Source organism: Pantoea eucalypti (genome assembly GCF_009646115.1).
In the GTDB taxonomy this organism is placed as follows: domain Bacteria; phylum Pseudomonadota; class Gammaproteobacteria; order Enterobacterales; family Enterobacteriaceae; genus Pantoea; species Pantoea eucalypti.
Map to the genome: position 1 here is coordinate 3,142,602 of NZ_CP045720.1, position 19,208 is coordinate 3,161,809.

The 19,208-nt window shown below is 55.1% G+C and carries 21 protein-coding genes; 13 read left to right on the plus strand and 8 right to left on the minus strand.

From position 1 onward, the window contains the following. Nucleotides 1-2: 2 nt before the first annotated feature. From cyoB to EE896_RS14765, 5 genes are all read left to right on the plus strand, one after another. Entirely contained in the window at nt 3-1,985 is a 1,983-nt protein-coding gene (gene cyoB / locus EE896_RS14745; protein WP_008924891.1) for a cytochrome o ubiquinol oxidase subunit I, read from the plus strand. After that, nucleotides 1,985-2,599 carry a cytochrome o ubiquinol oxidase subunit III gene (locus tag EE896_RS14750; protein ID WP_008924890.1) on the plus strand — a complete coding sequence of 205 codons (615 nt, stop codon included), beginning with the start codon at nt 1,985-1,987 and terminating at the stop codon, nt 2,597-2,599. Before cyoB ends, EE896_RS14750 begins: the two co-directional genes overlap by 1 nt. Then, entirely contained in the window at nt 2,599-2,928 is a 330-nt protein-coding gene (locus EE896_RS14755; protein ID WP_008924889.1) for a cytochrome o ubiquinol oxidase subunit IV, read from the plus strand. Before EE896_RS14750 ends, EE896_RS14755 begins: the two co-directional genes overlap by 1 nt. A 13-nt stretch (nt 2,929-2,941) precedes the next feature. Continuing rightward, nucleotides 2,942-3,829, plus strand: coding sequence for a heme o synthase (gene cyoE / locus EE896_RS14760; protein ID WP_008924888.1), 888 nt, complete (start codon nt 2,942-2,944; stop codon nt 3,827-3,829). Between the two features lie 132 nt (nt 3,830-3,961). Then, the gene (locus EE896_RS14765) at nt 3,962-5,326 is read left to right on the plus strand and encodes an MFS transporter (protein ID WP_008924887.1); all 1,365 of its coding nucleotides are present in this window, start codon (nt 3,962-3,964) and stop codon (nt 5,324-5,326) included. Nucleotides 5,327-5,891: 565 nt separating this feature from the next. On the opposite strand, the gene EE896_RS14770 is transcribed toward EE896_RS14765, so the two are convergent. Next, entirely contained in the window at nt 5,892-6,383 is a 492-nt protein-coding gene (locus EE896_RS14770) for a YajQ family cyclic di-GMP-binding protein (RefSeq protein ID WP_003852530.1), read from the minus strand. 135 nt (nt 6,384-6,518) lie between these two features. Here EE896_RS14770 and panE point away from each other — a divergent pair, with 135 nt between their 5' ends. Further along, nucleotides 6,519-7,439 carry a 2-dehydropantoate 2-reductase gene (panE, locus tag EE896_RS14775; RefSeq protein WP_039659075.1) on the plus strand — a complete coding sequence of 307 codons (921 nt, stop codon included), beginning with the start codon at nt 6,519-6,521 and terminating at the stop codon, nt 7,437-7,439. Further along, nucleotides 7,393-7,989, plus strand: a complete 597-nt coding sequence (gene yajL, locus EE896_RS14780; protein ID WP_140916012.1) for a protein deglycase YajL — start codon at nt 7,393-7,395, stop codon at nt 7,987-7,989. Before panE ends, yajL begins: the two co-directional genes overlap by 47 nt. Before the next feature lie 81 nt (nt 7,990-8,070). Here the strand turns inward: yajL and thiI are convergent, their stop codons facing one another. Continuing rightward, nucleotides 8,071-9,519: a tRNA uracil 4-sulfurtransferase ThiI gene (thiI, locus tag EE896_RS14785; RefSeq protein ID WP_003852525.1), complete on the minus strand. Its 1,449-nt coding sequence runs from the start codon at nt 9,517-9,519 to the stop codon at nt 8,071-8,073. Nucleotides 9,520-9,751: 232 nt separating this feature from the next. Here thiI and xseB point away from each other — a divergent pair, with 232 nt between their 5' ends. The 4 genes from xseB to EE896_RS14805 all read left to right on the plus strand — a co-directional run bounded on the left by xseB (nt 9,752) and on the right by EE896_RS14805 (nt 13,834). Continuing rightward, nucleotides 9,752-9,994, plus strand: coding sequence for an exodeoxyribonuclease VII small subunit (gene xseB / locus EE896_RS14790; protein WP_003852524.1), 243 nt, complete (start codon nt 9,752-9,754; stop codon nt 9,992-9,994). After that, on the plus strand, nt 9,994-10,893 hold the full coding sequence (gene ispA, locus EE896_RS14795; RefSeq protein WP_140916013.1) for a (2E,6E)-farnesyl diphosphate synthase: 900 nt from the start codon (nt 9,994-9,996) through the stop codon (nt 10,891-10,893). Before xseB ends, ispA begins: the two co-directional genes overlap by 1 nt. Before the next feature lie 19 nt (nt 10,894-10,912). Further along, on the plus strand, nt 10,913-12,778 hold the full coding sequence (gene dxs, locus EE896_RS14800) for a 1-deoxy-D-xylulose-5-phosphate synthase (protein ID WP_008924885.1): 1,866 nt from the start codon (nt 10,913-10,915) through the stop codon (nt 12,776-12,778). A gap of 81 nt (nt 12,779-12,859) precedes the next feature. Continuing rightward, nucleotides 12,860-13,834 (plus strand): aldo/keto reductase, encoded by a 975-nt coding sequence (locus EE896_RS14805; protein ID WP_105099437.1) that lies wholly within the window; start codon nt 12,860-12,862, stop codon nt 13,832-13,834. Nucleotides 13,835-13,890: 56 nt separating this feature from the next. Here the strand turns inward: EE896_RS14805 and pgpA are convergent, their stop codons facing one another. From pgpA to nrdR, 6 genes are all read right to left on the minus strand, one after another. Continuing rightward, a complete protein-coding gene (gene pgpA, locus EE896_RS14810) occupies nt 13,891-14,385 on the minus strand; it encodes a phosphatidylglycerophosphatase A (protein WP_003852520.1) in 495 nt (164 codons plus the stop codon). After that, nucleotides 14,375-15,352: a thiamine-phosphate kinase gene (gene thiL / locus EE896_RS14815; protein ID WP_140916014.1), complete on the minus strand. Its 978-nt coding sequence runs from the start codon at nt 15,350-15,352 to the stop codon at nt 14,375-14,377. The genes pgpA and thiL overlap by 11 nt, the downstream gene beginning before the upstream one ends. Nucleotides 15,353-15,407: 55 nt before the next feature. Next, on the minus strand, nt 15,408-15,827 hold the full coding sequence (nusB, locus tag EE896_RS14820; protein WP_003852517.1) for a transcription antitermination factor NusB: 420 nt from the start codon (nt 15,825-15,827) through the stop codon (nt 15,408-15,410). Nucleotides 15,828-15,846: 19 nt separating this feature from the next. Continuing rightward, on the minus strand, nt 15,847-16,317 hold the full coding sequence (ribH, locus tag EE896_RS14825) for a 6,7-dimethyl-8-ribityllumazine synthase (protein ID WP_136196561.1): 471 nt from the start codon (nt 16,315-16,317) through the stop codon (nt 15,847-15,849). Nucleotides 16,318-16,407: 90 nt separating this feature from the next. Next, complete coding sequence (gene ribD / locus EE896_RS14830; RefSeq protein WP_140916015.1) at nt 16,408-17,508, minus strand: bifunctional diaminohydroxyphosphoribosylaminopyrimidine deaminase/5-amino-6-(5-phosphoribosylamino)uracil reductase RibD; 1,101 nt, start codon at nt 17,506-17,508, stop codon at nt 16,408-16,410. Nucleotides 17,509-17,511: 3 nt separating this feature from the next. Next, on the minus strand, nt 17,512-17,961 hold the full coding sequence (nrdR, locus tag EE896_RS14835) for a transcriptional regulator NrdR (RefSeq protein WP_003852514.1): 450 nt from the start codon (nt 17,959-17,961) through the stop codon (nt 17,512-17,514). Nucleotides 17,962-18,147: 186 nt separating this feature from the next. Between nrdR and lysM the strand changes: the two genes are divergently transcribed. Continuing rightward, the gene (gene lysM / locus EE896_RS14840; RefSeq protein ID WP_003852513.1) at nt 18,148-18,585 is read left to right on the plus strand and encodes a peptidoglycan-binding protein LysM; all 438 of its coding nucleotides are present in this window, start codon (nt 18,148-18,150) and stop codon (nt 18,583-18,585) included. Between the two features lie 16 nt (nt 18,586-18,601). Then, nucleotides 18,602-19,180, plus strand: a complete 579-nt coding sequence (locus EE896_RS14845) for a SadB/YajI family lipoprotein (protein WP_140916016.1) — start codon at nt 18,602-18,604, stop codon at nt 19,178-19,180. Nucleotides 19,181-19,208: the final 28 nt, after the last annotated feature.

Consider the following 19,208-nt stretch of genomic DNA (forward strand, 5'->3'; position numbering starts at 1 on the left):
CGATGTTCGGAAAATTAACACTTGATGCAGTGCCGTACCATGAGCCGATTATCATGGTTACGGTTGCCGCTATCCTGATAGGTGGTGCGGCGCTGGTCGCTGCGATTACCTATTTTGGTAAGTGGAAATATCTGTGGTCTGAATGGCTGACGTCAATCGACCACAAACGCCTGGGTATCATGTACATCATCATGGCATTCGTCATGCTGATTCGTGGTTTCGCTGATGCCATTATGATGCGTACCCAGCAGGTTATGGCTTCGGCCGGTGAAGCGGGCATTCTGCCACCGCACCACTACGACCAGATCTTTACCGCGCACGGCGTGATTATGATCTTCTTCGTGGCGATGCCTTTCGTGGTTGGCCTGATGAACATCGCCGTTCCGTTGCAGATTGGTGCACGTGACGTCGCGTTCCCGTTCCTGAACAACCTGAGCTTCTGGTTTACTGCGGTCGGTGTGATCCTGGTTAACCTGTCGCTGGGCGTGGGCGAGTTCGCACAGACCGGCTGGCTGGCTTATCCGCCGCTTTCCGGCGCGGAGTACAGTCCCGGCGTCGGGGTCGATTACTGGATCTGGAGCCTTCAGCTTTCAGGTATTGGTACGACCTTAACCGGTATTAACTTCTTCGTGACTATCCTGAAGATGCGCGCACCGGGCATGAGCCTGTTCAAAATGCCGGTCTTTACCTGGACCGCGCTGTGCACCAACGTCCTGATCATCGCTGCGTTCCCGGTTCTGACCGTGACCCTGGCGCTGTTGACCCTTGATCGTTATCTCGGCTTCCATTTCTTCACCAATGAAATGGGCGGGAACATGATGATGTACGTCAACCTGATCTGGGTCTGGGGCCATCCGGAAGTGTATATCCTGGTACTGCCGGTGTTTGGTGTGTTCGCAGAGATTACCGCGACCTTCTCCAAAAAACGTCTGTTTGGTTATACCTCTCTGGTGTGGGCGACCATCGCCATTACCGTGCTGTCGTTTATCGTCTGGTTGCACCACTTCTTCACCATGGGTGCAGGTGCCAACGTTAACGCCTTCTTCGGTATCATGACGATGATCATCGCGATTCCGACCGGGGTTAAAATCTTTAACTGGCTGTTCACCATGTATCAGGGCCGCATTCAGATGCACTCTGCCATGTTGTGGACCGTTGGCTTCCTGGTAACCTTCTCTGTAGGGGGTATGACCGGCGTACTGCTGGCCGTTCCGGGCGCTGACTTTATTCTGCATAACAGCCTGTTCCTGATTGCTCACTTCCACAACGTTATCATCGGTGGTGTGGTCTTCGGTTGTATGGCAGGCGTGACCTACTGGTTCCCGAAAGCATTCGGCTTCACCCTGAACGAAACCTGGGGTAAGCGCGCATTCTGGTTCTGGATCATTGGCTTTTTCGTTGCCTTTATGCCGCTGTACGCACTGGGCTTCATGGGCATGACCCGTCGTCTGAGCCAGGATATCGATCCACAGTTCCACCCTCTTCTGGTGGTTGCGGCGGTCGGTGCTGGTCTGATTGCAATGGGTATCCTGTGTCAGCTGACCATGTTCTACGTTTCAGTACGTGACCGTGATCAGAACCGTGATGTGACAGGTGACCCGTGGGGCGGTCGTACGCTGGAGTGGGCAACCTCTTCACCACCACCGTTCTATAACTTTGCTGTCATCCCACATGTGCATGAGCGTGATGCTTTCTGGGAAATGAAAGAGAAAGGCGAAGCGTACAAACAGCCGGCATCTTATGAAGAGATTCATATGCCGAAAAACAGTGGTGCTGCAATCGTCATCTGCGCATTCGCTACTGTAATGGGCTTCGCGCTGATCTGGCATATCTGGTGGATGGCTGGTCTTTCCTTCCTCGGCATGATCGTTACCTGGATCGTGAAGAGCTTCGACGAAGACGTGGATTACTACGTTCCGGTTGCTGAAGTTCAGAAGATTGAAAACCAGCACTTTGACGAAATCAGCAAAGCAGGTCTGAAATAATGTCAACTGAAACTCTTAAACATCACCACGACGCCCATGCGGAGCATGGGCATCACGATGCAGGAGCCAATAAAGTCTTTGGCTTCTGGATCTACCTGATGAGTGACTGCATTATCTTCGCAACCCTGTTTGCGACCTATGCTGTCATGGTCAACAACACTGCCGGTGGCCCGGCAGGTAAAGATATCTTTGAGCTGCCGTTTGTTCTGGTAGAAACCGCCCTGCTGCTGTTGAGTTCGATCACTTACGGCATGGCTGTTATCTCCATGAACAAGGAGCAAAAAGGTGCCGTTATCGGCTGGCTGGCGCTGACCTTCCTGTTCGGTCTGGGCTTCATCGGGATGGAAATCTATGAATTCCATCACCTGATTGCTGAAGGCTTTGGTCCGGATCGCAGTGGCTTCCTGTCTGGCTTCTTTACGCTGGTCGGTACTCACGGTCTGCACGTGACCTCCGGTCTGATCTGGATGCTGGTTCTGATGTTCCAGGTTTCTAAACGTGGCCTGAACGCGACTAACCGCACCCGTATCATGTGTCTGAGCCTGTTCTGGCACTTCCTGGACGTGGTCTGGATTTGCGTCTTCACCGTTGTTTACCTGATGGGAGCCATGTAATGAGTCATTCTGTTAACGAACATGGCGCTTCACACGGTAGCGTGAAGTCCTACATGATCGGCTTCATCCTCTCTATCATCCTGACGGCCATCCCGTTCTGGATGGTAATGGATGGCAGTGCATCTCACGGTACTATCCTCGGTGTTGTTCTGGTTTGTGCGGTAATCCAGGTGCTGGTTCACCTGGTCTACTTCCTGCACTTAGACAGCAAATCTGAGGGTGGCTGGAACATGGTAGCCATTGTTTTCTCGGCCATCATCATCCTGATTGTCGTAGTGGGCTCACTGTGGATCATGTGGAACCTCAACTACAACATGATGCCTCACTAAAGAGTCACGCGTAATGTTTAAGCAATACCTGCAAGTTACAAAACCAGGAATTATTTTCGGGAATTTAATTTCTGTGATCGGCGGATTTCTGTTGGCTTCCAAAGGCAACACAGATTACGCCCTGTTTCTCATCACCCTGGTGGGCGTGTCACTGGTGGTTGCATCGGGTTGTGTTTTCAACAACGTGATTGACCGCGACATTGACATCAAGATGGAGAGAACCAGGAATCGGGTGCTGGTAAAAGGCCTCATCTCCGCGAAAGTAAGCCTGGTTTATGCCACTGTGCTGGGTATTGCCGGCTTTGCGTTGCTCTACTTCGGTGCTAATCCGCTGGCCATGTGGCTGGCGGTGATGGGCTTCGTGGTGTACGTGGGTATCTACAGTCTCTACATGAAGCGTAATTCCGTTTACGGAACGCTGATTGGCAGTCTGTCAGGTGCTGCGCCGCCGGTTATCGGCTACTGTGCAGTCTCTAACCAGTTTGATGCTGGTGCGTTAATCCTGCTGGCGATCTTTAGCCTGTGGCAGATGCCGCATTCGTACGCGATTGCTATCTTCCGCTTTAAAGATTATCAGGCAGCGAACATCCCGGTTCTGCCGGTGGTGAAAGGCATTTCCGTGGCTAAGAATCATATTACGCTCTATATTCTGGCGTTTATGATTGCCACGCTGATGCTGACGCTGGGTGGCTACGCGGGTTACAAATATCTGGTTGTGGCTGCTGCGGTCAGCGTCTGGTGGCTGGGCATGGCGTTATCGGGTTACAAAACCGCAGATGACCGTGTCTGGGCACGCAAGCTGTTTGTCTTTTCTATCGTGACCATCACCGCGCTGAGCGTGATGATGTCGGTAGATTCGCTGGCTCCGGCTTCAAAGGACCTGCTGACTTACGTCTGGTAACTGGCACCGATACAGCATGAAAAGGGCGCGATTATCGCGCCCTTTCTTTTTGTTACCACTGCTTAAAAACTATTGTTTTACCCGCCCTGCCCCGCCACCTAGAATAAAAGCAGCACATTAACAGAGGTTGGAATGAACGATAATAAAATGACTCCGGTGGAGCTGCGCGCCACATGGGGCCTCGGTACGGTCTTTTCCCTGCGCATGCTGGGAATGTTTATGGTCCTGCCGGTACTGACCACTTATGGCATGGCATTACAGGGCGCAAGTGAAACCTTAATCGGTCTGGCAATTGGCATCTATGGCCTTGCCCAGGCAATCTTTCAGATTCCTTTTGGTCTGCTCTCCGACCGCATCGGCCGTAAGCCGTTAATTGTCGGCGGACTGTTGTTGTTTGTTCTGGGCAGCGTTATCGCCGCCTGCACCGACTCCATCTGGGGCATTATTCTGGGTCGTGCGCTGCAGGGTTCAGGCGCGATTGCGGCTGCCGTAATGGCCCTGTTATCCGATTTAACCCGTGAGCAGAACCGCACCAAAGCAATGGCGTTTATCGGCATCAGTTTTGGCGTGACCTTCGCGATTGCTATGGTCGTCGGCCCGATTGTTACGCACGCGCTGGGTCTGCATGCGCTGTTCTGGATGATTGCGATTCTGGCGTCGCTGGGTATCGTGATTACCCTGCTTGTGGTGCCGTCCGCTTCACATCATGTCCTGAACCGTGAATCGGGTATGGTGAAAGGCAGCTTCCGCAAAGTATTGGCTAACCCGCGTCTGGTAAAGCTCAATATCGGTATTTTCTGCCTGCATGTTCTGCTGATGTCGAGCTTTGTCGCCTTGCCAGGGCAGTTTGAACAGGCTGGATTCCCGGCCCCTGAGCACTGGAAAGTTTATCTTTCCACTATGCTTATCGCCTTTGCCGGCGTGGTGCCGTTTATTATTTATGCCGAAGTGAAGCGTCGTATGAAGCGCGTGTTTGTCGGCTGCGTCGGGATGATTGTCATTGCTGAGATTGTACTGTGGGGCGCGGAAGGTCATTTCTGGACGCTGGTCGTGGGTGTTCAGCTCTTCTTCTTCGCCTTCAATCTGATGGAAGCCATCCTGCCTTCACTGATCAGTAAAGAGTCCCCTGCAGGTTATAAAGGTACGGCGATGGGGATCTACTCCACCAGCCAGTTCCTGGGTGTGGCCGTTGGTGGCAGTATGGGTGGCTGGGTATTTGGTCATTTCGATGCTCAGACCGTGTTCCTGGTTGGCGCGATGGTGGCTGCGGCCTGGCTGTTTGTCAGCATGACGATGCAGGAGCCGCCTTATGTCAGTAGCCTGCGCATCGTGCTGAGTGATGCGGCTCTGGCTGTGCCAAATCTGGAGCAGCGCCTGAAAGCGCAGCCTGGCGTTAACTCCGTGTTTATCGTGCCGGAAGAGAAAAGCGCGTATATCAAAATTGATAGTAAGGTCACCAGCCGCCCTGAACTGGAAGCGCTGCTGGGGAGTTGCTAGCTTAAAAAAGTTTGGTGATAACGTCAGCTCGTTTCGCTTCAGGATCGAGCTGGCGCAGGGGGCAAGGTCAGATCGGAAAGTCGCAAAAGTCGCCATCCATGGCGCGGGACGCTTTCCTCCTCTGGCCGTATTCCCTTCGCCTCCTAAGCTTTTGAGTTGCTGAATGGTTCACCCGCATTTAAGGTTCTAAGCAACCTCCAACCCGCATAACCATTCTTACAGACAACTCAGAAATTCATAGCGATGGGAGCCTGTGCCTGTAGCAAAGCATCGCGGGCCATGGATGGCCCGCGATGAGCCGCCATGGATGGCGCTTTTGCGTCTTTGCGAAAGGCACAGGCTCCCTGAGCAAGTGCGTGATCGCACAGACGCCCTACAGCTCACACCCACTTCTTCAAAGAGATGCAAGCCAGCACACGATGCCACTGACGTCACAAACCACGCCTTCATTCAGACGGCTCACAAATTTGGAACGATGCAGCGCTGCTCCTGCCAGATAACAAAAAACCCGGCATTAGCCGGGTTTATATCACTGCATTCATGCTGAAAACTCAGCCAATCACGCTTAATCGCGGAAGTTTTTAAACTGGAACGGCTGGCCCAGATTACTGCCGCGCACGATCGCCATCGCGCCCTGCAAATCATCACGTGCTTTGCCGGTCACACGCAATGCTTCACCCTGAATCTGGGTCTGCACTTTCAGCTTGCTGTCTTTAATCAGCTTCACCAGCTTCTTCGCGACGTCGCTTTCAATGCCTTTCTTCAGTTTGGCATCGACCGCCCAGCTTTTGCCACTATGCTCAATCTCTTCGGGCACCTCTAAGGCGCCGCCTTCAATCCCGCGCTTCAGTAACTTCTCACGCAAAATATCGACCAGCTGCTTAACCTGAAAATCAGACTCGCTGGTGATCTTGATGGTTTCATTCTTTTCGTTGAGCTCAAACTCGGCGCTCACGTTGCGGAAATCGAAGCGGGTAGACACTTCACGGTTGGCATTCTCCACCGCATTGCGAATTTCCTGCAGATCGACCTCTGAAACGATATCGAAAGATGGCATCTCTTCTTCTCCTGACGCTAAAGTGACATGCATAATACGCGTCTTAAGGTGCTAAATAAAATCAGGCTGCACACAACGCTATAATGAAAGTGTGACAATGAATAATAGATGGATAGCCCGCCAGCGGGAGGCAGCATGAAAATTACCGTGTTAGGTTGCGGTGCGCTGGGACAGGTCTGGCTGACAGCACTGGCCCGCCAGGGACATGAGGTACAGGGATGGTTGCGGGTGCCGCAGCCCTACTGTTCAGCCAATGTGGTTGACCCACAAGGCAACATATCGAACCGCACGTTTATTGCCAATGATCCGCTCTTTCTGGCGGAAAGCCAGCTGCTGCTCGTCACGCTCAAAGCCCCGCAGGTCTCGCCTGCGGTGAAAAACCTGGAGAGCGTGCTGCAGAAGAACTGCCCGGTGCTGCTGCTGCACAACGGCATGGGGACGCTTGAAGAGCTGAAAGGGCTGACTCAGCCACTGCTGCGCGGCGTCACTACCCATGCGGCGATGCGCGATGGCACCGTCATCAAACACATTGCCAGTGGTATCACCCATATCGGCCCCGGCAACCGTAAAAGCGCCGCTTATAGCGATCTCGCCGATATCCTGCACCCTGCACTGCCCGACGTTGCCTGGCATGACAATATCCGGGCCGCCTGCTGGCGCAAACTGGCCGTTAATTGCGTCATCAACCCGCTCAGCGTGGAGTATGCGTGTCAGAACGGTGCACTGCGTGCTTATCCGGAACAGATCGCGCAACTGTGTGAAGAGATCAGTTGGGTCATGGAGCGCGAAGGCCAGAGCATAGCCAGTGAAAGCCTTCAGGACATCATCTTCGACGTGATTGAAAGCACTGCGGCCAACACCTCTTCAATGCTGCAGGATGTTCGCGCGCAACGGCTCACCGAAATCGACTATATCAGCGGCTTTCTGCTGCGCCGCGCCCGGACGCACGGCCTGGTGCTGACGGAGAACACCCGTCTGTATGACATTGTAAAACGCAAGGAGTCCCATTATGACCGCGAACGCATCGGTGCTGGTTTGCCTGGCACATGGCAGTGAAGAAACCGAAGCTGTCACCACTATCGACCTGCTGGTTCGGGCCGGGCTAAACGTTGTTACCGCCAGCGTCGAAAGCGATGGCAGCCGGGAGATCGTCTGCTCTCGCGGTGTGCGTCTGCTGGCTGACGTCACACTGGTTGAAGTCGCCGACAATGACTTCGCCGCCATCGTCCTGCCTGGTGGCCTTAAAGGGGCTGAGACTCTCCGTGACAGTCCGCTGTTAGTCGAAACGGTGCGTCAGTTTCATCTCAGTGAGAAAATTGTCGCCGCGATATGCGCAGCGGCAGGCACCGTATTGATCCCCCACGATCTCTTCCCGGTCGGTAACATGACCGGATTCCCCGGCTTAAAAGAGACCATTCCGGCAGATAAGTGGATGGAGCGCCGTGTCGTCTGGGATCCGCGCGTTAATCTGCTGACCAGCCAGGGACCCGGCACGGCAATGGATTTTGCGCTGAAGCTGATTGATCTGCTGGTGGGAAAAGAGATGGCGCGCGAGGTTGCCGCACAACTGGTGCTGGCTCCCGGCATTTATGACTATCAGGCTTAAACAGCCTGTTTATTTTAAATCAATCTGTTTAAAGATAAGCCAGCCAGACCTGAACAGGATCTGACTGGCTATCAGGCGTCACTACGGACGGTAAACTTTAACGTTCTTAAAGCCCTGCTCATGCAGATAGAGCGCCTGAAGACGGCTCATCACACCGCGATCGCAATAGAGTAGCCAGGTGCGATTCTGATCGAGATCGCCAAACTGCGTACTGAGTTTATAGAACGGCAGCGATTTCACTTCCGTCGCGTTTAGCGTCAGAGGCTTCTCTTCCTGCTCATCGATAGATCGGATATCCAGCACCACATCGTTCTCACTCAGCAAGGCGACGGTCTCAACTTCCACCACCTCCTCTTCTGTCTGCTCAGCGATGGTGCGGATATCGACGTTGGTCGCTTCTTCGATAACCCGATCGAGAATCGTGAAGTCGAAATTCTGCTCTTCCGCCTCAATCTTCGCTTTCACCGCCTTCACGGTCGGGCTTTTTGAGATCACGCCGCAATATTCCGGCATGGTGCTGGCGAAATCTTCGGTGCCGATTTCACGGGCAATTCGGATAATGTGCTCTTTGTCATGAGAGATCAGCGGACGCAGAATCAGCGTATCCGACGCGTTATCGATCAGACGCAGGTTGGTCAGCGTCTGGCTCGACACCTGGCCTACCGCTTCACCGGTGACCAGTGCCTGTACGCCGTAGCGCTCAGCAATCGTCGAGGCAGCCCGCACCATCATGCGTTTCAGCACTACGCCCATCTGGCCGTCATCCACTTTCTCGAGGATCTCACCGACGACCGGCTCAAAATTGATCGCTACAAAGCGTACGCGGTGTGAGCGACCAAAACGATTCCACAGATAGTGCGCAACCTGACGGACGCCAATCTCATGGGCGGCTCCACCAAGGTTAAAGAAGCAGTAATGCACACGGCTGCCGCGACGCAGCAGCATATAGCTGGAGACGCCGGAGTCGAAACCGCCGGAAATCAGCGACAGCACATCTTCCTGCGTGCCAATCGGGAAGCCACCCAGGCCTTCGTAGCGCGCAGTCACCAGCGTCAGACGATTCTCTTCAACTTCCAGATTCACCGTCACGTCCGGATTTTTAAGCTGCACGCGGGCGCTTTCGATATGCTGGTTCAGACCGCCGCCTACATAGCGCTCCACATCCTGCGAACTGAAGCTATGCTTGCCACGACGCTTAACACGCACGCAGAAACTCTTTCCTTCCAGACTGTCGCGATACTGCGCTAACGTCTGTTCAAAGATGTGATGAATATCCGTGTACTCGCGATCTTCGACCGCTAAAACGTGATGAATACCGGGAATGCGGGCGAGCTCATCGGGAATAATATCCGCCAGCGCTGCATTTTTTGACCGCACTTCAATGTGATCCCAGTAGCGCACAACGGCGATGTCGTCGCTGACGGTTTTCAGGACGTTGCGAATATTGCTGGCAAGAATCTTGATAAAGCGCAAACGCACCGACGGACTCTTGATGGTGATTTCAGGAAATAACTTGATGATAAACTTCATGGCGACACAGCTTCGTTGGGCAAATAAGTGCTAAAACAGGCGGCACTTAGCTGGTAAAATCACAAAATTGCGGGCTGCAAGGCGCAACCGCATCCGAGGCGCGGGAGTATATCACCTTTGTCAGGTGACTGCTTCTTCATCAGCCGCCGCATTGATTATTTTGCTAATCATTGGGTCTCAGCTACCATGACCGATTGCGAGATAATGTCCCAACTGTGAGTCGACACGAAATATGCCGAAAAAAGCCGAACAGCCAGCCAGCTTTGAAACGTCATTGCAGCAGCTGGAGCAGATTGTCAGCCGTCTGGAAAGTGGTGAACTGCCGCTTGAAGAAGCCCTGAACGAATTTGAGCGCGGCGTGCAGCTGGCGCGAAATGGCCAGCAGACGCTGCAGCAGGCTGAACAGCGGGTCCGTATTCTGCTGAATGATGATAAAGAGGCCGACCTCACCGCTTTCACGCCGGAAAACGACTAATGGATTTCGCCCGATTACTCGACGTTTATCAGCAGCAGGTGAACGCTGCCCTGACGCGTTTTATAGAGCCACTTCCTTTTCAGAGTTCTCCTCTGGTGAATGCCATGCATTATGGGGCATTATTAGGCGGTAAACGCCTGCGTCCTTTTCTGGTCTACGCTACCGGTGAAATGCTCCACGCCGACCCGGCGAGTCTGGATGCGCCCGCCGCCGCGGTTGAATGCATCCATGCGTACTCTCTGATACATGACGATCTCCCTGCGATGGACGATGACGCACTGCGTCGCGGGCAGCCAACCTGTCACATTAAATATGGCGAAGATACGGCGATTCTGGCGGGCGACGCCCTGCAGACGCTGGCCTTCTCTATCCTGGCAGATGAAGCGATGCCGGGTGTCAGTGCCGAATACCGTCTGATGATGCTCTCCGAACTGGCTAAGGCCAGCGGCGTGGCCGGGATGTGTGGCGGACAGGCGCTGGATTTAGCGGCGGAAGGCAAATCTGTCGATCTGGACCAGCTTGAACAGATCCACCGCCACAAAACCGGCGCGCTGATCCGCTCAGCAGTCCGGTTAGGCGCGTTAACGGCAGGCGATGCGGGCCGTGAAGCGCTGCCGCTGTTTGACCGCTATGCTGAGGCTATTGGTCTCGCGTTTCAGGTGCAGGACGACATTCTCGATGTGGTCGGTGATACGGCCGTGATCGGAAAACGCCAGGGTGCCGATCAGGATCTGGGAAAAAGCACCTATCCTTCATTGTTAGGCCTTGAAAATGCCCGTGCAAAAGCGCGGGATTTGTATCAGGAAGCTCTTGATGCTTTAGAATTGCTCGCTGCGCACTCTTATAACACTACAGCACTGCAGGCGCTAGCGAGCTTCATAATTGAACGCGACAAATAACTTCCATAATGAGTCTCTGATGAGTTTTGATATTGCTAAATACCCGACACTGGCGCTGGCAAACACGGTTCAGGAGCTGCGCGCCCTGCCCAAAGAGAAGTTGCCTGCGCTGTGTGATGAACTGCGTCAGTATCTGTTAGACAGTGTAAGCCGCTCCAGCGGCCATTTTGCGTCGGGTCTGGGCGTAGTCGAACTGACGGTCGCGCTGCATTATGTCTATAACACCCCCTTTGACCATCTGGTGTGGGACGTGGGTCATCAGGCTTATCCGCATAAAATTCTGACCGGTCGCCGCGATCGCATCGGCACCATTCGTCAGAAAAATGGCGTGCACCCGTTTCCGTGGCGCGGTGAAAGTGAATATGACGTCTTAAGCGTCGGACACTCATCGACCTCGATCAGTGCCGGTCTCGGCATGGCCGCGGCGGCTGAACGTGAAGGCCAGGGCCGTCGCACCGCCTGTATTATCGGCGATGGCGCGATCACGGCGGGCATGGCGTTTGAAGCGATGAATCATGCCGGTGATATCAAGCCGGATATGCTGGTCATCCTCAACGACAATGAGATGTCGATCTCTGAAAACGTCGGTGCGCTGAATAACCGCCTGGCGCAAATCCTGTCAGGTAAAACCTACGCACGACTACGCGAAGGCAGCAAGCGTGTGCTGACCAGCCTGCCGCCGATTAAAGAGCTGGTAAGACGCACCGAAGAACACCTCAAAGGCATGGTCGTGCCGGGTACGCTGTTTGAAGAGCTGGGCTTTAACTACATCGGCCCGGTTGACGGTCACGATGTGCTGACGCTGGTCAATACGCTGAGCAACATGCGCAGCCTGAAAGGGCCGCAGTTCCTGCATATCATGACGAAGAAAGGCAAAGGCTACGCGCCGGCAGAGGAAGATCCGATTGCCTGGCACGCCGTGCCTAAATTTGACCCGGCGATTGGCGAACTGCCAAAAAGTGCGGAAGGTCTGCCGAGCTACTCCAAAATCTTTGGTAACTGGCTGTGCGAAATGGCTGCCGACGATCCGAAGCTGATGGCGATTACCCCGGCGATGCGTGAAGGCTCCGGCATGGTGGCCTTCTCCCGTGAGTTCCCGAAACAGTATTTTGATGTGGCAATCGCCGAGCAGCATGCGGTGACCTTCGCAGCGGGTATGGCGATTGGCGGCTACAAACCGATTGTTGCCATCTACTCGACGTTCCTGCAGCGTGCCTATGATCAGCTGATTCATGACGTCGCCATCCAGAAACTGCCGGTCCTGTTTGCCATTGATCGCGGTGGTATTGTGGGTGCGGACGGTCAGACTCACCAGGGCGCGTTTGATCTCGCCTATCTGCGCTGTGTGCCGGATATGGTGATCATGACCCCAAGCGATGAGAATGAGTGTCGGCAGATGCTCTACACCGGCTATCACTATCAGGCTGGCCCAAGTGCAGTGCGTTATCCGCGCGGCACCGGTGTCGGTACGCCGCTGGCACCCCTGCAGAGCCTGCCGCTGGGTAAAGCGGTCGTGAAACGCCAGGGTGAAAAGCTGGCAATTCTGAACTTCGGCACTCTGTTGCCAGAAGCTGCCGCCACAGCGGAAGCACTGAATGCGACCCTGGTCGATATGCGCTTTGTAAAGCCGCTGGATGAAGCGCTGATTGCTGAGCTCGCTGCCACGCACGACTCACTGATTACGCTGGAAGAAGGCGCAATCAAAGGCGGTGCAGGCAGTGGCGTGAATGAATTTATCATGGCGAAACGTCTGGCTGTTCCTGTGCTGAACATCGGTCTGCCGGATGAATTTATCCCGCAGGGTACGCAGGATGAAGTGCGTCATGACTATCTGCTTGACGCGGAAGGCATTCAGCAACAGATCGCCCGCTGGCTGGCGCAGTAACCTCCCTTCGCTGCGCTCCCCCTCAGGGAGCGCAACATCCTGCTATGCTGTAACCTTTGCACTTTCGCAGGAGCCTTCACCATGAATACGATTCAACTCGGTAGCACCGATCTGCAGGTGTCTCGTCTCTGTCTCGGTTGTATGACCTATGGCGAGCCAACGCGCGGCAACCACGCCTGGACGCTGCCAGAAGCGAGCAGCCGTCCACTGATTCAGCAGGCACTGGATGCAGGTATCAACTTCTTCGATACGGCTAACAGCTACTCTGATGGCAGCAGCGAAGAGATTCTGGGTCGGGCACTAAAAGATTTTGCCCGCCGTGAAGAGGTTGTTGTCGCCACCAAAGTCTATTTCCCCCTGACTAATCTTTCACAGGGCCTGTCGCGCAAGAATATCCTGCAATCCATTGATGACAGCCTGCAGCGCCTCGGCATGGAGTATGTCGATCTGCTGCAGATTCACCGCTGGGACTACAACACCCCGCTGGAGGAGACGCTGGAAGCGCTACATGACGTCGTGCAGTCTGGCAAAGCCCGCTACATCGGTGCCTCGTCAATGCACGCCAGCCAGTTTGCTCAGGCGTTGCAGATGCAGTCTGAACAGGGCTGGCACCGCTTTGTCAGCATGCAGGATCAGTACAACCTGATTCAGCGCGAAGAGGAACGGGAAATGCATCCTCTCTGTCTGAAGGAGCAGATCGCCGTGCTGCCCTGGAGTCCGCTGGCGCGCGGCAAGCTGACCCGCCCGTGGGGTGAAAACACCGCGCGCTCTGCCTCTGACCAGGTAATGGCAAAGCTTTATGACAACACCGAAGAGAACGATGCCGCGATTGCAGAACGACTGGCGATGGTGGCGGAAGGTAAAGGCGTAACGCGGGCGCAGGTGGCCCTGGCCTGGCTGCTGAGCAAACCTGCCGTCACGGCACCGATTATTGGCGCGTCCCGTGCTGAGCAGTTTGACGATCTGGTTAAGGCGGTGGATGTCACGCTGAGTGACGAGGAAATTACCCTGCTGGAAGAGCTCTATCAGCCACATCAGGCGGTAGGATTCGAGTAAACCTGACGTGACGCCCTTCCCGGGCGTCACCTCTTATCAGGCGTTTAGCATGGCGGTTAAGCCGCCAGCCAGACCCCGATTCCATAGAGCATGGCAGCGGAAATCACGCCAGCAATAATGTCATCAACCATAATGCCCATGCCGCCATGCACATTGCGGTCAAACCAGCGAATCGGCCATGGCTTCCACATATCAAGAATACGGAACAGCACAAAGCCCCCCAGCACCCATTGCCAGCTGTTGACCGGAATCGCCATCAGCGTAATCCACATGCCGATAAACTCATCCCAGACAATACTGCCGTGATCGTGTACGCCCATATCTTTGGCGGTGCGATGGCAGAGATAAACGCCGACGCAGATACCCACCAGCACCACCAGCGAATAGAGATCCTGCGGCAGGAAAGTCATCAGCCACCAGAATGGGATGGCCGCCAGCGATCCCATGGTGCCCGGCACAACCGGGCTTAATCCGCTGCCGAAACCGGTCGCCAGCAAATGCCAGGGATTGCTCATCCGCAGGCGACGTTTGGCCACGTCGTTATTTAGCATCAAAGTGATCAAACCCTTTGTGACGGAAGGTGGCGGGCTTGCCATTATCCAGCAGCGTCAAGCCTTCCGACTCCGGTGCTATTTGTCCGATGCAGGTATACGGCACGCCCAGATGCCCCAGCGCCACATCCAGCGCGCCGCGATTAACCTCTGGCACAGTGAAGCAGAGTTCATAGTCTTCGCCGCCACTCAGCGCCCAGCGCAGTACCTGCTCAGGCTCGAAGTGGTCGCGCAGGGCCGCCGACAGTGGCAACGCATCCAGGTTAAGCCGCGCGCCGCAGCCGCTGGCTTTCAGCACATGGCCGAGATCGGAAATCAGACCGTCGGAAATATCCACCGCAGAGGAAGCCAGCGAACGCAGTGCCTGACCCTGCAGAATGCGCGGCATCGGACGCAGATGACGTTTAATCAGCGCTTCATGCACTGCCGGATCGCTGATGCGACAGTGATGCTGCAGCAACGCCAGACCCGCCGCGCTGTCACCCAGCGTACCGGTCACGAAGATCCAGTCGCCCGGCTTCGCGCCGGATCGTTTCAGGGCGCGGCCCTGCGGCAAAAGACCGTGAATCGCCAGCGTCAGACTCAGCGGGCCACGCGTAGTGTCACCACCCACCAGCTGCATATCGTAATATTCCAGCAGTTCAAACAGGCTTTCACTAAAGGCCGAGAGCCAGCTTTCATCGACCTGCGGCAACGTTAAGGCCAGCGTCAGCCAGGCGGGATCGGCGCCCATAGCAGCAAGGTCGCTGAGATTCACAGCCAGGGCTTTGTAACCCAGATCGGCAGGATGAATATCCCGTAAGAAGTGCACACCCGCGACCAGGGTATCGGTGCTGATCGCCAGGGTCTGTTTTTCCGGCACGCTAAGTAACGCACAATCGTCACCGATGCCGAGTTCGACATCACGGCGGCTGCGTGTTCTGCGGTTGAAGTAGCGTGCGATGAGTTCAAATTCACCACAAGACATAATTGCGTTCCGCTTAACCCTTAATGAAAAAAGGCCGGCAAGCCGGCCTTTTTGTTTATTTGCGAGTGGGTCGAATTTGTGGACCGGCTTTATCCAGCACGCCGTTAACAAATTTATGACTGTCTTCGGCACCGAAGACTTTCGCCAGCTCAATCCCTTCGTTGATGGCCACTTTATAAGGCACATCGTTACGTTTGCTCAGCTCATACAGCGAGATGCGCAGGATAGCTTTTTCTACCTGGCCCAGCTCTTCGAGCTGACGCGACAGATAGGGCTTCATCAGTCCATCCAGATACGCACTGTTGGTCGCCACACCGGACAGCAGTTCGCGGAAGTAGGTAATGTCGACGTCTTTGACGTCCTGTTCCGCCAGAAACTGGTATTCCACATCGGCAATGTCGTTATTCGACAACTGCCAGGAGTAAAGCGCCTGAACAGCGCACTCACGGGCGCGACGACGAGCAGCAGGTTTCACAAAATTCCCCTTACAAAAATCAGGCTTTAATGGCTTTCAATACGTTGATCATTTCGAGCGCAGTCAGAGCCGCTTCAGCACCTTTGTTACCCGCTTTGGTGCCGGCACGCTCAATGGCCTGCTCGATGCTTTCAGTGGTCAGCACGCCAAACGCGACAGGAATATCGCTGTTCATGGCAACGCTGGCGATACCGGAGCTGGCTTCACCCGCCACATATTCGAAGTGGGCAGTGCCTCCACGAATGACGGTGCCGAGTGCGATAATCGCATCATATTTGCCGGAGTTAGCCAGCGCACGGGCTGCCAGAGGCAGTTCGTAGGCACCTGGCACCCAGACTACGGTGATATTGTCATCTTTGACCTGGCCGATACGTTTCAGGGCATCAACTGCGCCATCCAGCAGGCTGTCATTAATGAAGTTGTTAAAACGCGCAATAACGATGGCAACATTGGCCTCAGGCGTTGCAACAGCAGCTTCGATAACTTTCATACTTATCCTTTCAGGGGTTTGGTTAGCCCCGCGCAGGGGGGCGGATTCTATCATACTCTTGGGCGGCGTGCTCTCGCTTTTCCGACCGTGTTATTGGGGTGTCAGGATCAGGCGTAAATCGTCACCGACCTGCCGGACGTCGCTGAAACGGAAGGCAGGCGCGTCAGCGAGCGAGCTGAGCCCCGGCAGCTGACACAGGCCACGTCCTTCATGACCCAACAGCTTAGGTGCCAGATAAACAATCAGTTCATCGACCAGCCCGGCCTGCAACAGCGCCCCGGCCAGTGAGGCACCCGCTTCAACCCAGACGCTGTTAATCTGTTTCTGTCCCAGCAGCATCATCATCGCCACCAGATCCAGCTGCTGTTCGCGCAGCGGCACGGCAATCTGCGTCACCTCAGCGGGCCAGTGCTGTTGATCCGGCTGATGACGCATCAGCCAGGTTTCGCCCGGCTGAGAAATGAGCCGATGTTGCGGCGTGACGCGATTCTGACTGTCAACAATCACCCGCACCGGCTGACGCAGTTGCTGTTCATCAAGCAGTGACTGGCTCTCCGGATCAAGTTCAGACCAGCGCACCGTCAGCGAGGGATCGTCCGCCAGCACCGTAGCGCTGCTGCTGAGGATTGCGGCGCTTTGCGCACGCAGACGCTGGACATCCCGGCGGGCCGCAGCCGACGTTATCCACTGGCTTTCACCGCTGGCCATTGCCGTGCGGCCATCCAGTGACGCGCCCAGCTTGAGCTGAATCCAGGGAAAGCCGGTGCGCATCCGCTTGAGGAAGCCGCGATTCAGCGCTTCCGCTTCCGGCATCATCAGGCCGTGGCTGACCGCAATGCCTGACTGATGCAGACGGTGCAGCCCGCGTCCTGCGACCTGCGGATTGGGGTCCTGCATCGCAGCCACAACACGGCTAACGCCAGCAGCAATCAGCGCATCACAACAGGGCGGTGTGCGACCATGATGGCTGCAGGGCTCCAGCGTGACATAGGCGGTTGCACCACGGGCTTTTTCGCCCGCCATGCGCAGGGCGTGAACTTCGGCATGCGGTTCACCGGCACGCTGATGCCAGCCCTCGCCTGCTACTTCGCCATCGCGCACAATCACGCAGCCGACATTGGGGTTCGGCATGGTCGTAAAACGACCGCGTCGCGCCAGTTCCAGCGCGCGCGCCATGTAAAGTTCATCCATGGTTTAATCCTGTAACCGGGCGATCTCTTCGCCAAAATCACGAATATCTTCAAAGCTGCGGTAAACTGAGGCGAAGCGAATATAGGCCACTTTGTCGAGCTTCTTCAGCTCATCCATCACCAGATTGCCAATCAGTTTACTGGGGATCTCACGTTCGCCAGTCGCGCGCAACTGCGTTTTAATATGGTTCACAGCGCTTTCAACCGCATCGGCACTCACGGGACGTTTCTCAAGCGCTTTCATCATCCCGCTGGCCATTTTGTCTTCATTAAAAGGCTCGCGCACATCATTGCTCTTCACCACGCGTGGCATCACCAGTTCCGCCACCTCAAAGGTGGTGAAGCGTTCATGACACACCAGGCACTGGCGGCGGCGACGCACCGAAGAGCCTTCACTAACCAGACGAGAATCAATCACTTTGGTGTCCACAGCGGAGCAGAATGGGCAATGCATGACGTTTCCTGACGCGAGAGTGATGGGTCTGACAGTGTAGCGCGAACTGCGAATCAACAAAATCTCTTCCGTGCCTTTACCGGGCTTCTCATCGCAGGATAAACGCGGCTAAATTTCGGCTGCGGCAAAAGGGACTACGCTTTAAGAGCTGCAAGTAAAATTTTCCACTAACACTCTGGAGGTTGTATGGGTCTGTTTAACTTTGTGAAAGAAGCCGGTGAAAAACTCTGGGACGCGGTAAACGGCGGAGATGACCAGAATAAAAAGCTGCAGGATCACATTAACAAGCTCGGCTTGCCTGACAGCGACAAGGTCGACGTCAAGGTCAATGGCGACACCGTGACCGTGACCGGTGATGGCCTGTCCCAGGAGCTGAAAGAAAAGATTCTGATTGCTGCAGGTAACGTTGCAGGCATCACGAAAGTTGAAGACAAGGTGACCGTGACAGATACCGCGGTCGAGTCAGAGCTGTACACCGTGAAAAAAGGCGATACGCTGAGCGCGATTTCCAAACAGGTTTACGGCAACGCTAACGAATATAACAAGATTTTCGAAGCGAATAAGCCAATGCTCTCGCATCCTGATAAGATCTATCCTGGCCAGGTTTTACGTATTCCAAAATAACGGACAAGGATAACTTATGAGCAGGATGGTTTGGATTCCGGTGGCGCTCTCTCTGGTAACGCTGAGCGGCTGCAGCACCACGGCAGGCAATCCGCAGGTCAGAGAGCTGCATCAGGAAGTGAGTCAGCTAAATCAGCAGATGCAGCACCTGACCACGCAGGCCAGTGCACTGGAAGTCCAGGGACAGCTTAACAGTCAGTTGCAACAAGGCGCATGGCTGGTGCCGCAGGCGAAAACGCCAGTGGCGCTGCAAACCCAGCTCGGCACACTGCGACTGACGCTGTCGCCTGTGACCGCTGAAGCCAGCGGCTCGCGGACAACCCTGACTGTGCGTTCAATGGACGACCGCCCTCTGCCCGCCCTGCATGCGACGGTGATCTGGGGTGAGCTTGACCCGGCGACCGGTAAACCGCTGAACAGCGACAGTCTGAGTCAGACCGTCACGGTGCCGGCCTCGTTGCTGCCCCAGCATTCGACCAGCATCCCGCTGCGGCTCAGTGGCCTGACACCGGAGCAATTGGGTTATGTCCGCGTGCATAACGTAACCGGGGATACGCCGACTCAGACTTCCCCTGCCGCACCCGCTAGCCCATAGCCGCGGTGCAAAAAAAACGGGCAGCCTG

Excerpts from the sequence above, each read along its gene's own strand:
- EE896_RS14765 (WP_008924887.1), top strand. The coding sequence starts at position 3,962 with ATGAACGATAATAAAATGACTCCGGTGGAGCTGCGCGCCACATGGGGC.
- EE896_RS14845 (WP_140916016.1), top strand. The coding sequence starts at position 18,602 with ATGAGCAGGATGGTTTGGATTCCGGTGGCGCTCTCTCTGGTAACGCTG.
- ribH (WP_136196561.1), bottom strand. The coding sequence starts at position 16,317 with ATGAAAGTTATCGAAGCTGCTGTTGCAACGCCTGAGGCCAATGTTGCC.
- cyoB (WP_008924891.1), top strand. The coding sequence starts at position 3 with ATGTTCGGAAAATTAACACTTGATGCAGTGCCGTACCATGAGCCGATT.
- panE (WP_039659075.1), top strand. The coding sequence starts at position 6,519 with ATGAAAATTACCGTGTTAGGTTGCGGTGCGCTGGGACAGGTCTGGCTG.
- nrdR (WP_003852514.1), bottom strand. The coding sequence starts at position 17,961 with ATGCATTGCCCATTCTGCTCCGCTGTGGACACCAAAGTGATTGATTCT.
- EE896_RS14750 (WP_008924890.1), top strand. The coding sequence starts at position 1,985 with ATGTCAACTGAAACTCTTAAACATCACCACGACGCCCATGCGGAGCAT.
- xseB (WP_003852524.1), top strand. The coding sequence starts at position 9,752 with ATGCCGAAAAAAGCCGAACAGCCAGCCAGCTTTGAAACGTCATTGCAG.
- pgpA (WP_003852520.1), bottom strand. The coding sequence starts at position 14,385 with ATGCTAAATAACGACGTGGCCAAACGTCGCCTGCGGATGAGCAATCCC.
- EE896_RS14805 (WP_105099437.1), top strand. The coding sequence starts at position 12,860 with ATGAATACGATTCAACTCGGTAGCACCGATCTGCAGGTGTCTCGTCTC.
- EE896_RS14755 (WP_008924889.1), top strand. The coding sequence starts at position 2,599 with ATGAGTCATTCTGTTAACGAACATGGCGCTTCACACGGTAGCGTGAAG.
- cyoE (WP_008924888.1), top strand. The coding sequence starts at position 2,942 with ATGTTTAAGCAATACCTGCAAGTTACAAAACCAGGAATTATTTTCGGG.
- ispA (WP_140916013.1), top strand. The coding sequence starts at position 9,994 with ATGGATTTCGCCCGATTACTCGACGTTTATCAGCAGCAGGTGAACGCT.
- EE896_RS14770 (WP_003852530.1), bottom strand. The coding sequence starts at position 6,383 with ATGCCATCTTTCGATATCGTTTCAGAGGTCGATCTGCAGGAAATTCGC.
- yajL (WP_140916012.1), top strand. The coding sequence starts at position 7,393 with ATGACCGCGAACGCATCGGTGCTGGTTTGCCTGGCACATGGCAGTGAA.
- lysM (WP_003852513.1), top strand. The coding sequence starts at position 18,148 with ATGGGTCTGTTTAACTTTGTGAAAGAAGCCGGTGAAAAACTCTGGGAC.
- thiI (WP_003852525.1), bottom strand. The coding sequence starts at position 9,519 with ATGAAGTTTATCATCAAGTTATTTCCTGAAATCACCATCAAGAGTCCG.
- dxs (WP_008924885.1), top strand. The coding sequence starts at position 10,913 with ATGAGTTTTGATATTGCTAAATACCCGACACTGGCGCTGGCAAACACG.
- ribD (WP_140916015.1), bottom strand. The coding sequence starts at position 17,508 with ATGGATGAACTTTACATGGCGCGCGCGCTGGAACTGGCGCGACGCGGT.
- thiL (WP_140916014.1), bottom strand. The coding sequence starts at position 15,352 with ATGTCTTGTGGTGAATTTGAACTCATCGCACGCTACTTCAACCGCAGA.